The sequence below is a fragment of the Kitasatospora sp. NPDC056783 genome (assembly GCF_042789895.1).
Lineage (GTDB): Bacteria > Actinomycetota > Actinomycetes > Streptomycetales > Streptomycetaceae > Kitasatospora.
Window position 1 is genome coordinate 1 of record NZ_JBHUAF010000251.1, and the last position, 12,665, is coordinate 12,665.

At 73.5% G+C, this 12,665-nt stretch carries 12 protein-coding genes; 3 read left to right on the forward strand and 9 right to left on the reverse strand.

Features of this window, described 5'->3' with window-relative positions:
- Nucleotides 1-21: 21 nt before the first annotated feature.
- On the forward strand, nt 22-816 hold the full coding sequence (locus ACFRMQ_RS28165; RefSeq protein ID WP_380733471.1) for an NDP-sugar synthase: 795 nt from the start codon (nt 22-24) through the stop codon (nt 814-816).
- 180 nt (nt 817-996) lie between these two features.
- Here the strand turns inward: ACFRMQ_RS28165 and ACFRMQ_RS28170 are convergent, their stop codons facing one another.
- The 7 genes from ACFRMQ_RS28170 to ACFRMQ_RS28200 form a co-directional block, all read right to left on the reverse strand.
- Nucleotides 997-2,655 carry a DoxX family membrane protein gene (locus ACFRMQ_RS28170; RefSeq protein ID WP_380733472.1) on the reverse strand — a complete coding sequence of 553 codons (1,659 nt, stop codon included), beginning with the start codon at nt 2,653-2,655 and terminating at the stop codon, nt 997-999.
- A gap of 232 nt (nt 2,656-2,887) precedes the next feature.
- The gene (rlmB, locus tag ACFRMQ_RS28175; protein ID WP_380733473.1) at nt 2,888-3,880 is read right to left on the reverse strand and encodes a 23S rRNA (guanosine(2251)-2'-O)-methyltransferase RlmB; all 993 of its coding nucleotides are present in this window, start codon (nt 3,878-3,880) and stop codon (nt 2,888-2,890) included.
- A gap of 137 nt (nt 3,881-4,017) precedes the next feature.
- Nucleotides 4,018-5,412, reverse strand: a complete 1,395-nt coding sequence (gene cysS, locus ACFRMQ_RS28180; protein WP_380733474.1) for a cysteine--tRNA ligase — start codon at nt 5,410-5,412, stop codon at nt 4,018-4,020.
- Between the two features lie 94 nt (nt 5,413-5,506).
- Nucleotides 5,507-5,902 (reverse strand): PPOX class F420-dependent oxidoreductase, encoded by a 396-nt coding sequence (locus ACFRMQ_RS28185; RefSeq protein ID WP_380733475.1) that lies wholly within the window; start codon nt 5,900-5,902, stop codon nt 5,507-5,509.
- A gap of 141 nt (nt 5,903-6,043) precedes the next feature.
- Nucleotides 6,044-6,544: a 2-C-methyl-D-erythritol 2,4-cyclodiphosphate synthase gene (gene ispF / locus ACFRMQ_RS28190; protein ID WP_380733476.1), complete on the reverse strand. Its 501-nt coding sequence runs from the start codon at nt 6,542-6,544 to the stop codon at nt 6,044-6,046.
- Complete coding sequence (ispD, locus tag ACFRMQ_RS28195; protein ID WP_380733481.1) at nt 6,534-7,289, reverse strand: 2-C-methyl-D-erythritol 4-phosphate cytidylyltransferase; 756 nt, start codon at nt 7,287-7,289, stop codon at nt 6,534-6,536. Before ispD ends, ispF begins: the two co-directional genes overlap by 11 nt.
- A gap of 303 nt (nt 7,290-7,592) precedes the next feature.
- The gene (locus tag ACFRMQ_RS28200; RefSeq protein WP_014136563.1) at nt 7,593-8,075 is read right to left on the reverse strand and encodes a CarD family transcriptional regulator; all 483 of its coding nucleotides are present in this window, start codon (nt 8,073-8,075) and stop codon (nt 7,593-7,595) included.
- 450 nt (nt 8,076-8,525) lie between these two features.
- Here ACFRMQ_RS28200 and ACFRMQ_RS28205 point away from each other — a divergent pair, with 450 nt between their 5' ends.
- On the forward strand, nt 8,526-9,203 hold the full coding sequence (locus ACFRMQ_RS28205) for a DUF461 domain-containing protein (protein WP_380733477.1): 678 nt from the start codon (nt 8,526-8,528) through the stop codon (nt 9,201-9,203).
- Nucleotides 9,204-9,394: 191 nt separating this feature from the next.
- On the opposite strand, the gene ACFRMQ_RS28210 is transcribed toward ACFRMQ_RS28205, so the two are convergent.
- Both ACFRMQ_RS28210 and ACFRMQ_RS28215 read right to left on the reverse strand, forming a co-directional pair.
- A complete protein-coding gene (locus tag ACFRMQ_RS28210) occupies nt 9,395-10,090 on the reverse strand; it encodes a response regulator (protein WP_380733478.1) in 696 nt (231 codons plus the stop codon).
- Nucleotides 10,091-10,092: 2 nt separating this feature from the next.
- A complete protein-coding gene (locus ACFRMQ_RS28215) occupies nt 10,093-11,538 on the reverse strand; it encodes a sensor histidine kinase (RefSeq protein ID WP_380733479.1) in 1,446 nt (481 codons plus the stop codon).
- Nucleotides 11,539-11,844: 306 nt separating this feature from the next.
- Between ACFRMQ_RS28215 and phoU the strand changes: the two genes are divergently transcribed.
- On the forward strand, nt 11,845-12,534 hold the full coding sequence (gene phoU, locus ACFRMQ_RS28220; RefSeq protein ID WP_380733480.1) for a phosphate signaling complex protein PhoU: 690 nt from the start codon (nt 11,845-11,847) through the stop codon (nt 12,532-12,534).
- Nucleotides 12,535-12,665: the final 131 nt, after the last annotated feature.

Sequence of the window (12,665 nt, forward strand, 5' to 3'; positions counted from 1 at the left end):
GTTCCGTCCTATTGTTCAGACATGACCGCTGACTCCGGCCCCACCATCGAACTCCCGTCCGCCGCGCACCCGCAGTCGCCCCGGCCGACCACGACGCCCGTGACCCAGGCCGTCATCCTGGCCGGCGGACAGGGCTCCCGGCTGCGCCCCTACACGGACGACCGGCCGAAGCCGCTGGTCGAGATCCCCGGGACGGGCGTGCCGATCCTCGGCCACCAGCTGGCCTGGCTGGCCGAGGAGGGCGTCACCGACGTCGTGGTCTCCTGCGGGCACCTCGCCGACGTGCTGGAGGAGTGGCTGGACAAGGCGCGGCTCCCGTTGCGGGTCCGCACGGTGGTCGAGGCGGAGCCGCTCGGGCGCGGCGGCGGCCTCAAGTACGCGGCCAAGGCCCTGCCCCGCCCGGACGAGCCCTGGTACGCCACCAACGGCGACATCTGGACCCGCTTCAGCCTGCGCGAGATGGCCGCCTTCCACCACGAGCGGGACGCCGTCGCGACGCTCGCGCTGGCCCGGCCGCGGATCCCCTGGGGCGCGGTGGAGACCGACCAGTTCGGCAACGTGCTGGACTTCATCGAGGCCCCGCCCTCGCCGTTCCTGATCAACGCCGGCCTGTACGTGTTCAGCCCGGAGTTCGCCGAGCTGCTGCCGGACGTGGGCGACCACGAGCGCACCACCTTCCCCCAGCTCGCCCGCGGCAAGCGGCTGGCGGGCTACCAGCTGCCGCAGGGCGTGTACTGGCGGGCCATCGACACCGCCAAGGACCTCACCGAGGCGGCCAAGGAGCTCGCCTCCGGCGCCGGCCGGGCCGCCCGCTAGCCCCCGGCCCTGCCGGCCCCGCCCCGTCGGCCCCCAGCCCTGCCGGCCCCGCCCCGTCGGCCCTCGGAGGACCAGCCCCAGACCAGCCGCACGACCCTGGCGCACCCACGGCACCCGCACACGCCGGTCGGCCGGGTGCTCCGTGGGGGAGCGCCCGGCCGACCGGTGTCACCGGAGGTCTCAGGTCGCGGTCGGCGCCCCCGGGTAGGAGGACCGGCCGCCGGACAGGTCGGCGAGCGGCGCGCTGCCCAGCACCCCTCCGAGCAGCCCGGAGGAGCTCGGGCTGGACTTGGGCGCCGCGCCCGGGCCCCCGGAGCCCGGGGTGCCGCGCGACGCGGGCGCGGTGCCCGCCCCGCCGGCCGGCGCGGAGGCGGCCGGGGAGGCGCCTGACCCGGCCTCCGGCTTGCCGGAGTGCTTGCCGCTCGGTGTCGGGGTGGCCGGCTTGGTGGCCGGCGTGGCGGACGGGGTGATCGCGCTCGGCGTGGGGGTGGCCGGGCGCGGGGTGGCGGGTTGGGGCGAGGTGGACGTGCCCTTGCCGCCGGGGGCGCCGGACGGGCTGCCGGACGGCCAGACCGGGGTGCCGTAGTCGGTGGCCGGACGGTCCGGCGCCTGGTGCGCCCGGGCGCTGGTGCGGACGGCGGCACCGAGCATCGAGCCGAGCAGCAGGGTCAGGCCGACCACCACCGTGGTGACGACCGCGCCCCGGCGCAGCACCCGGCGGCGCAGCGCCCCGGACGCGTCGGCGCCGAACCGGCGCCAGGCCTCCAGGTTGAGCCGCCCGTCCAGCGAGGCGAACGGCGCCCCGGCGATCAGCAACGGGCTCCACGCCGCGAGGAAGATCAGGTCCGGGGTGTCGTAGACCGGGACGGCCCGCCAGCTGACGGTGAACAGCAGCGCGGCGGAGAGCGCCATCGCCGCGCCGGCGGCGAGCCGCTGCCAGAGGCCGAGGACGGTCAGCACGCCGACCACGATCTGGGTGAACGACACCACCAGGCCGGCGCCCACCGGGTGCGCCATGGCGAAGGCCAGCAGCGGTTCGGCGACCTTCCAGGGGTGCAGCGAGGAGAGCCAGCGCACCATCGAGCCGCGCTCGCCGCCGTCGAAGTACACCGGGTCGCACAGCTTGCTGAACCCGGCGTAGACCGCGAGCGAGCCGAGGACGGCGCGCAGCGGCAGCAGCACCAGACCGAGGTCGACCCGGCGGCCGGGGTACCAGGGCTGCCGGCCCTCGGCGTCGACGGCGGAGACCTCGGGCAGTTCCCCGCTCGGGGTCCAGCCGTGCGGCTCGCCGATCGGGCCGACGCCCGCGTCGGTGGCGGTGCCGCCGCCCTCGCGGGGCTGGCGCGGGAGGGCCCGGGCACCCGCGAGGGACGGGAGCACCTGGGTGTCGGACTCGATCAGCCGGACGCCGCCCACCGGGGTGCCGCCCTGGCGCACCGCTTCCAGCAGCCGGGTGGCCGCGAGGTCCCCGGGGGGCGCCTGCCCGGTCCAGGTGACGGCGGTGACCCGGCCCTTGCGGCGCGGCACGCCCCCGGCCCCCGCCCCGGCCAGCACCGGGACGGCTCCGGCGGGCACGACGACCTGCGGGGTGACCAGCGGACGGCGGATCAGGCCCTGGTTGGCGTACGGGTCGCCGAACGCGGCGCCGGTGGACAGCAGTCCGGCCGGGGCCTCGATCAGCGGCGCCACCGGGTCCTGGAGCCGGAGCCGGAAGCTCGCCTGGGTGCTGCTGAGCCGCGCCGGGTCCGACTCCACCTTGACGGTGTTGAGGCCGGGGCCCGCGTCTATCCCGGTGCTGCCGTCGCCGAACAGGGGGCGCCGAGGTGTTCTGGTGTCCACGCCCGTCTAACCGGGTGACGGCCGCTTAGGACACTCTCCCGGGTGGATGTCCGGCGCACACTTGAAGTGATCATGAAAAAAGCGATCGGGCCCGGTCGGGGCCCGATCGCCTTCACTCGGAATGCGGGGAATTCGGAAGATCTCCTGCGCCCCGCGCTCCGGTCGTACTCAGCTCAACGACACTGAGCCCTGGGCCCTGATCGCTCAGCCCGGGGCCCTGGGCCCTGATCGCTCAGCGCTTGGCGCGCAGCCGCGCGGCCTCGTACAGCACGATGCCCGCCGCGACGCCCGCGTTCAGCGACTCGGTCAGACCGGACATCGGGATCCGGACGCGCATGTCGCAGGTCTCGGAGACCAGTCGGGACAGGCCCTTGCCCTCGCTGCCCGCGACGATCACGACCGGGCCGGTCAGCAGCTCCAGGTCGCCGATCTCGGCCTCGCCGTCGGCGGCCAGGCCGACCACCATCAGACCGGCCTTCTGGTAGGCCTCCAGGGCGCGGGTCATGTTGGTGGCCCGGGCGACGGGCAGCCGGGCGGCGGCACCGGAGGAGGTCTTCCAGGCACCGGCGGTCATGCCGGCCGCGCGGCGCTCGGGGATGACCACGCCGTGCGCGCCGAAGGCGGCGGCCGAGCGGACCACGGCGCCCAGGTTGCGCGAGTCGGTCACGCCGTCCAGCGCCATGATCAGCGCGTCCTGGCCCGCGTCGGCGGCGTCCGCCAGCAGGTCCTCGGGGTGCGCGTACTCGTACGGCGGCACCTGGAGCACCAGGCCCTGGTGGTTCATCCCGCCGGTCATCTGGTCCAGCTGGGCGCGCGGGGCCTCCATCAGCGGGATGCCGCGGTCGTTGGCGGCCTGGAAGGCGTCGCGGACCCGGTCGTCGGTGTCGATGAACTGCTGGACGTACAGCGCGTTGGCCGGCACGTCGCCCTGGAGGGCCTCGACCACCGAGTTGCGGCCGAAGACCAGCTCGGCGCTGCCCGCGCCGCCGCGGCCGCCGCGACCGCCGGCACCGGCCCGGCGCATGCCGGCCCGGGCCTTGGCGTCCCGCTCGCGCTTGAGCGCGGCGTTGGCGGCCCGCTGCTTGGGGTGGCCCTTGCGCTCCGCCCCGGGCGGGGTCGGGCCCTTGCCCTGGAGCGCCTTCCGGCTGTGCCCGCCGGTACCGACAGACGCGCCCTTCTTCGATCCGGGGTTGCGGCGGTTCCTGCGCTGGCTGTTGCCGGCCATGGCTGTACTTCCTGTCTGTCCGGCATGCCCCGGCCGCCCCGGTCTGTCCGGTGGCGGCCGACGGCACGCGCTACGTCATGAGGGAGGGCCGCACCGGTCCGGTACGGCCCACCCATCACCCCGATCGTCGGATGGGGTTACTGGCTGTTGATCGTCCAGCGCGGGCCGGACGGGGTGTCCTCGATCGCCAGCCCGGCCAGGCCGAGCTGGTCGCGGATGGCATCCGCGGTGGCGAAGTCCTTGCGCTCGCGCGCCGCCTGCCGCTGGTCCAGGACCAGACGGACCAGCGAGTCGACCACGCCGTGGAGGTCCTCGCCGCGCTCCGTCCCGGCCCAGTGCGGGTCGAGCGGGTCGAGGCCCAGTACACCGAGCATCGCACGGACCTCGGCCAGTCGCGCCACCACGCTCTCCTTGTCGTCCGCGTTCAGGGCGCTGTTGCCCTGGCGGACGGCGGTGTGCACGACGGCCAGCGCCTGCGGCACGCCGAGGTCGTCGTCCATCGCCTCGGCGAAGGCCGGCGGCACCTCGGGCGCCGCGTCGACCGTGCCGCAGCGCTCGACGGCGCGCTGGATGAAGCCCTCGATCCGGCCGAATCCGGCCTCGGCCTCGCGCAGCGACTCCTCGCTGTACTCGATCATCGAGCGGTAGTGCGGGGCCGCCAGGTAGTAGCGGAGCACGATCGGCCGCCACGCCCGGACCATCTCGGAGACCAGCACCGAGTTGCCCAGCGACTTGCTCATCTTCTCGCCGGCCATGGTGACCCAGGCGTTGTGCACCCAGAAGTTGGCGAAGTCGTCGCCGTAGGCCTTGGACTGGGCGATCTCGTTCTCGTGGTGCGGGAAGATCAGGTCCAGCCCGCCGCCGTGGACGTCGAAGGCCGTGCCCAGGTACTTGTGGGCCATCGCCGAGCACTCCAGGTGCCAGCCAGGACGGCCGCGGCCCCACGGGGTCTCCCAGCTCGGCTCGCCCGGCTTGACGGCCTTCCACATCGCGAAGTCGCGCGGGTCCCGCTTGCCGGTCTCGCCCTCGCCCTCGGGCTGGCGCAGGTCGTCCAGCTTCTGGTTGGAGAGCGCCAGGTACTCGGGGTACGAGCGCACGTCGAAGTAGACGTTGCCGTCGGCCGCGTAGGCGTGGCCCTTCTCGATCAGGCCCCGCATCATCTCGATCATCTCGGGGATGTGCCCGGTGGCCCGCGGCTCGACGGTCGGCGGCAGGCAGCCCAGCGCGTCGTAGCCGTCGTTGAAGGCGCGCTCGTTCTCGTAGCCGATCTGCCACCACGGCGTGCCGAGCTCGCGCTCCTTGGCGATGATCTTGTCGTCGATGTCGGTGACGTTCCGGGCGAAGGTCACCTGGTAGCCACGGTAGGCGAACCACCGCTGCATGATGTCGAAGTTGAGCCCGGACCGGATGTGCCCGATGTGTGGCGCCGACTGGACGGTAGCGCCGCACAGGTAGATCGAGACACAACCCGGTACAAGCGGGACGAAGTCGCGTACCTGTCGGGTGCTGGTGTCGTACAGACGAATGCTCACAGCGTCAAGCGTAGTGGGAAGTGGGGGGTGCCCCGCCACATTCCCCGGGACAACGGGGGCGTGATCCCGGGGAAAGGCGGGCCGCGGGCCCGGGTCAGATGCTGCCGAGCACCTTGTGCGGGGTGAGCCGGACGACCACCCGGACGTCGTCCGGGCCGTCCATCGTGTACTTGTCCTGCCCCATGTACTTGCCGGCCAGCTCGTCGATCAGCTCCCGGCCGCCCTCGGTGGTCATCGTGACCCTGCCGCGCGCCTCCAGGTACTCGTACGGGCTGTCCGCCGGGTTGATCAGGATCGCGATCCGCGGGTCCCGCTCCAGGTTGAGGTGCTTGCGGCGGCCCTGGACGGTGGAGAACAGGATGTCGTCGCCGTCCCGCTTCACCCAGACCACGGTGGACTGGGGGCCGCCGTCGGGCTGGATGGTGGAGACCACGGCGAAGCTCTTGGCGTCGAGCAGGGCCTTGGCGCGGTCGGACAGCTGGGCAGTCACGGCTTACCTCTTCTCGTCGGGGGCACGGCCCGAGCGGAAACCCGTCCGGGCCCGAACCGCACCCTAGCGACTCGGGCCCGCGGGAGCCCCGGTGAACACCCGTCAGCAGCGGGTCGCCCCCGCCCGCTCACCCGCGGGGGCTCAACGCCGCTCGTACACCAACGCGGTGGCGATCGCGGCCAGGCCCTCGGCGCGGCCGGTCAGGCCCAGCCCGTCGGTGGTGGTGCCGGAGACCGACACCGGCGCGCCGGCCGCCTCGGACAGCGCGGCCTGCGCCTCGGCCCGGCGCTTGCCGATCTTCGGCCGGACCCCGATCACCTGGACGGAGACGTTGCCGATCTCGAAGCCGGCCTCGCGGACCAGCCGGGCCGCCTCTCCGAGCAGCTTCACCCCGGACGCGCCGGCCCACTCCGGGCGGTCGGTGCCGAAGTGGGCGCCCAGGTCGCCGATCCCGGCGGCCGAGAACAGCGCGTCGCAGGCGGCGTGCGCGGCGACGTCGGCGTCCGAGTGCCCGGAGAGCCCGACCTCGGCGTCCGGCCACTCCAGCCCGGCGACCCAGAGCGGGCGGCCGGCCTCGAAGGCGTGCACGTCGGTGCCGATGCCCACCCGGGGGATCAACGGGGTCTGCGGATCAGTAGGCATCGGCGGCCCTCCGGCGGGCGAGTACGGCTTCGGCGAGCACGAGGTCCAGCGGACGGGTGACCTTGAACGCCTCCTCGTGGCCGGGCACCACGACGACCCGGCCGCCGTAGCGCTCGACCAGGCCGGCGTCGTCGGTGACCGGCGGTGCGTCGGCGGTGCCCGCGCTCTCCTCGGCCAGCGCCTTGGCGTGCACCTCGGCCAGCGTGGCGCGGTCGAAGCCCTGCGGGGTCTGCACGGCGCGCAGCGTGGCGCGCTCGGGCGTGTCGAGCACCGGCTCGGCGCCGCCCGGGTTCGGCTCGACCCGCTTCACGGTGTCGGCCAGCGGCACCGCGGGCACCACCGCCCGCGCCCCGGCCCGGACGGCGGCCGCGACGGTGTCCACCACCTCGACCGGGACCAGCGGGCGGGCCGCGTCGTGCACCAGCACGACCTCGACGTCGTCGGGGATCGCGGCGAGACCCAGCCGGACGGACTCCTGGCGGGTCGACCCGCCGGCCACCACCCGGATGTCCTTGTCGTCCAGCCCGTGGCTGTCCAGCAGGGCGACCACCTCGGCCACCCCGTCCGCGGGCGCGGCGACCACGACCAGGCCGACCGCCCGGCTGCGGGCCAGGGCCCGGACGGCGTGCACCAGGAGCGGCACACCGCCCAGCTCCCGCAGGGCCTTCGGGGCCCCGGGCCCCAGCCGCTCACCGCGTCCGGCGGCGGGCACCACTGCTGCTGCGACTGCTGCTGACGCGTTCAGGTTTCACTCCTTCGGCGAAGTGGGTATGGCCATGGCGTGCCCGGCGGGCGCACCGGGCCCCTTCCGAAGAGCCATGGTCTACCGCCCCGCCGCACAGCTCCGCAAGCTCCGCGCGAACGGATGCGGAAACGGTCGTGCACACCTGGTGTGCACGACCGACTCGGGCGGGGGGCGTGTCCGGACACGCCTCAGCGCCCGGAGTGCCACCGCACCACTCCCGGACGGTTCGTCCGAGGAGCGGCGCTTCGACACCGGGCGCTGTGAGCGTTGGGCGGCAGCCCGACCGCATCGCGGTTGCGCGCGCTACGAGGCGAGGACCTCGTCGAGCAGCGTCTCCGCCTTGTCCTCGTTGGTGTTCTCCGCCAGCGCGAGCTCGCTGACGAGGATCTGGCGCGCCTTCGCGAGCATCCGCTTCTCGCCGGCCGAGAGGCCGCGCTCGCGCTCGCGGCGCCACAGGTCGCGGACGACCTCGGCAACCTTGATGACATCGCCCGAGGCGAGCTTCTCCAGGTTCGCCTTGTAGCGACGGGACCAGTTGGTCGGCTCTTCCGTGTACGGTGCGCGCAGCACCTCGAAGACCCGGTCCAGACCCTCCTGGCCGACCACATCGCGCACACCGACGAACTCCGCGTTCTCGGCGGGCACGCGGAGCGTCAGGTCTCCCTGCTGCACCTTGAGCACCAGGTAGGTCTTGTCCACACCTTTGATCTGGCGAGTTTCGATGGCCTCGATCAGCGCGGCCCCGTGATGGGGGTAGACCACCGTGTCGCCAACCTTGAACGTCATGTGACAGGACCCCTTCCGTGGCTTTCCAGCTTAACACGCTTCTCGGCGCACCCGAAGGGCGTTTTCGCAGGTCAGGGCCGGTCTCGGGGCTTGACAAGGACCCCCATGACGTGCTGCGACCGATGTTCGAGAAGGGCTTCCCGCAGGTCGGAGGCGGTTCCGGGGTTCGGCGAAACCCTTGCGCAACACCCCCGCAACCATGATTGGATCTTGAGCTTTCACCCGTTTTCAGGTCGCGGCCCAATCGTTATTCGATCTTGGTCGAACCTTGTCCGCCGCGTGACCCGGACATGCCGGGCGGTGCCGCCGGACGGCCCCGAACGTACGGCCGGACGGCCCCCGACGGCCCCCGGGAGTGCGACACGGGGACCACCCCGTGAGGACCGCATAAGCGAGGTCGATAATCTGAGACCTGACCACCCGACACGTGACCTAGGAGAAGCCGCCGCCGTGAGCCGCAGCCTTCGACGCGGCAGCATCGCCGCCATCGCCGCCATCGCCATCGCCTCGCTGTCCTCCTGCGCCGCCGGCAACACGCCGGACACGCTGCAGATCAAGCCGGACAACGCGGCGGCGACCCTCGGAACGAACCTCCGGCTGAACAACATCGTGATCGTCACCGGAGAGGGAACCGTCGGCGACCACACCGGTCCCGCCAACGTGGTCGTGAACATCGCGAACTCCGCGGACGCCCCGGCCGAGCTCCAGTCCATCGCGGTCAACGGCACCGCCGCGACCTTCGCGGACCCGGCCGGCGCCCCGCTGCCCGGCCTCGTCATCCCCGCCCACGGCGCGGTGGCGATCGGCGGCGAGGGCAACCCGTCCGCGACCGTCGCCTCCACGACCGTCCACGTCGGCGGCTTCGCCCCCACCACCTTCACCTTCAAGGACGGCCAGAAGGTCGAGGCCCAGGCCGGCGTGAGCCCGGACTCGGGCCGGCACGGCAACGGCCTGTACCAGGGCTACGGGCCGACCCCGTCGGCGAGCGCCACCCCCGCCAAGACCGCCACCCCCGGCGTGACCGCCCCGGCCACCCCGGCCGTCGGCGCCACCACCCCGGGCGCCCCGACCACCGGTGCCGCCGCCCCGGCCGGCACCACCGCCCCGGCCGTCCCGGCCGCGCACTGACACCGTCCCCGGGCCCGCCGGGGACGACGCGAAGGCCCCCTCCGGCTGTCCGGAGGGGGCCTTCCGCGTGCTCGGGAGGTCCGGTGTGTCAGGCGGGCTCCCGGTGGTGCCGCACGGCGCTCCACGGCGCCGTACGGCTCTTCGCCGCGCCTTCGCCGCTCCTTCGCGGCTGCCGCTACGGCTCCGGCTCTTTACGGCTCGAACTTGTAGCCCAGGCCGCGGACGGTGACCAGGTAGCGCGGCGCGCCCGGGTCCGGCTCGATCTTGGCCCGCAGGCGCTTCACGTGGACGTCCAGGGTCTTGGTGTCGCCGACGTAGTCCGCGCCCCAGACCCGGTCGATCAGCTGCATCCGGGTGAGCACCCGGCCCGCGTTGCGCAGCAGCATCTCCAGCAGGTCGAACTCCTTGAGCGGCAGGTCGACCTTGGCGCCGTCCACCGTCACCACGTGGCGGTCCACGTCCATCCGGACCGGGCCCGCCTCCAGGGCGCCCGGGCCGTTGCCCGCGTCGCCCGCGCCGCCGTCCTCGCCGCGGCGGCGCAGCACCGCGCGGATCCGGGCGACCAGCTCCCGGGTGGAGTACGGCTTGGTGACGTAGTCGTCAGCGCCTATCTCCAGGCCGACGACCTTGTCGATCTCGCTGTCCTTCGCGGTCACCATGATCACCGGGACGTTGGAGCGCACCCGGAGCTGGCGGCAGACCTCGGTGCCGGGCAGGCCCGGCAGCATCAGGTCGAGCAGGACGAGGTCCGCGCCGTTGCGTTCGAACTGCTCCAGGGCGTCGGGGCCGGTGGCGGCGACGGCCACCTCGAAGCCCTCCTTGCGGAGCATGTACGAGAGGGCGTCGCTGAACGACTCCTCGTCCTCGACCACCAGTACTCGGGTCACGATCAGGCCTCCGGGGCAAGCTGAGGGGTTGTGTCTGACAGGTGTGCTTTCCGTTCCCCGGCGGGGAGCGGACGAGCCGTGCGGCCCGTGGTGAGGGTTCGGGGTGCGGCGGCGGGGCCGGCCGGGGGTTGGCCGTCCGGTCCGCGGTCCGGCGCGTGGTCCGGTTCGTCGTCGAGCGTGTCGTCGAAGTCGTCGCCGAATTCGTCGTCGAAGTCGTCGGGTTCGTCCTCGGTGGGTGCCTGCCCGGCGGGCAGGCGGATGGTGAAGGTCGAACCCTGGCCCTCGACGCTCCACACCGAGACGGTGCCGCCGTGCGAGGCCGCGACGTGCTTGACGATGGACAGGCCCAGTCCGGTGCCGCCGGTCGCCCTGGAGCGGGCGGGGTCGACGCGGTAGAACCGCTCGAAGACCCGCTCGCGGTCCTTCTCGGAGATACCGATGCCCTGGTCGGTGACCGAGATCTCGATGAGCTCGCCGTCCGCCTCCCCGAGCGCCGCGGCGCTGGAGATCCGGCGGGTGGCGATCGCCACCCGGGTGCGGGGCGGGCTGTAGTTGACGGCGTTCTCGACCAGGTTGCCGAGGGCCGCGGCCAGCTGGCCGCGGTTGCCGTGCAGGTAGAGGCCGGCGATGCCGCCCGCCGCGATCAGGATCTGCTTCGCGGCGGCCTGCTGACGGCAGCGGTCGATCGCCTCGGCGATCAGCTCGTCCACCGCGACCGGCTCCGGATCGACCATCAGCCGGTCGTCCTGGACCCGGGAGAGGTCGATGATCTCCTGGACCAGGCTGGCCAGCCTGGTCGCCTCGACCTGCATCCGGCCGGCGAAGCGCTGGACCGCCTCCGGGTCGTCGGACGCGTCCGCGACCGCCTCGGAGAGCAGCGACAGCGCGCCGACCGGAGTCTTCAGCTCGTGGCTGACGTTGGCCACGAAGTCCCGGCGGACGGCCTCCACCCGGCGGCGCTCGGTCTGGTCCTCGACCAGCACCAGCACCAGCCGGGAGCCCAGCGGGGCCACCCGGACGGAGACCGCGAGCGGCTCCGCCGCGCGGGCCGCGCCCGGCCGGGGCACCTCCAGCTCGACCTGGCGGATGTCGCCGTCCCTCCGGGTGGAGCGGGCCAGCGCCAGCATCGGGTCCACGGCGACGGCGCCGCCGCGCACCAGGCCCATCGCGTACGCCGCCGAGCTGGCCTTGACCACCTCGTCGCCCTCGCCCAGCACGATCGCGCAGGAGCGCAGCACGGAGAGCACGGTGTCGACCCCGGGCGGCAGCGGCTGCTCGGGGCTGCCGGTGCCCAGTGACTGGTGCCGACCCAGGTTCCTGCCGCCTGTTGCGCCGTGCCTGCCCCTGGCCTGCTCGCGCTCGCTCCAACGGAAGGCGATGGAGGCCGTGAGGCCGACGCCGAGCCCGGCTATGGCGCAGGCAGCGGCGGCGGCCACGTTCACGTCCATGTGGCCAGCGTAAGCGCACGGTGAGGGCAGTCCCCAAGCGGTGGATCAAGGCATCGACCACGCGTTGCCGAGAATTCACCTTCAGGTAGCCACTGATTCACCGTGGCGGCCGTGCACCGTCGCCCGGACGGCCGAAAGTTGGCCAGGCAGCCCGTGTGGGAGAGATCGGTGCGCCGAACAGCGGCCACCGGCCCGGGTGTGCGCGTACGATGCGCGCCACCAGCAGCGGTCACCCGGACACCGGAACGATGGTCGGACGGGCTGACCGGTCGGCACCGCCACCGACACAGCTACTGAGGAGAGAACATGCGCGACGCGTACCACGAGGAACTCGATGCGATCGGCGACAGCCTGGTCGAGATGGCCCGGCTGGTCGGCTCTGCACTGGGCCGCGCCACCACCGCCCTCCTCGACGCGGACCTGGCGCTGGCGGAGAGCGTGATCGCCGCCGACCAGAAGATCAACGAGCTGCACCACGCGCTGGAGGACCGGGCCATCGACCTGCTGGCCCGCCAGCAGCCGGTCGCCACCGACCTGCGCATCGTGGTCACCTCGCTGCGGATGAGCGCCGACCTGGAGCGCTGCGGCGACCTCGCCCGGCACGTCGCCAAGGTCGCGCGGATGCGCTACCCCGACACCGCCGTACCGCGTGACCTGCACCCCACCGTCCTGGAGATGGGCCAGCTCGCCCAGCGCCTGGTAGCCAAGGCCGGCCTGGTCATCGCCACCAAGGACGTCGACAAGGCGCTGGAGATGGAGCAGGACGACGACGCGATCGACACCCTGCACCGCGAGCTGCTGTCGCACCTGATCGACGAGCGCTGGCACCACGGCATCGAGACCGCCGTCGACATCACCCTGGTCGGCCGCTACTACGAGCGCTTCGCGGACCACGCGGTGTCGGTCGCCAAGCGCGTGGTGTACCTGGTGACGGGCGAGCACGTGGCCGAGTTCGTGGCCGCCACCGAGGCCGCCGAGGCCGCGCCGGTCGACTGATCGACGGGTCGGCCGGCGGGCGGGTCGGCGGGCGCGGCCCCGGCGGCGCCGTCTCCGGCGGCGCCACATCCCGCTCACCCCGAGGGGTGAGTAAACCCGTGGCGAGGGTGGTGTGGGCGCACGGGCTTCCG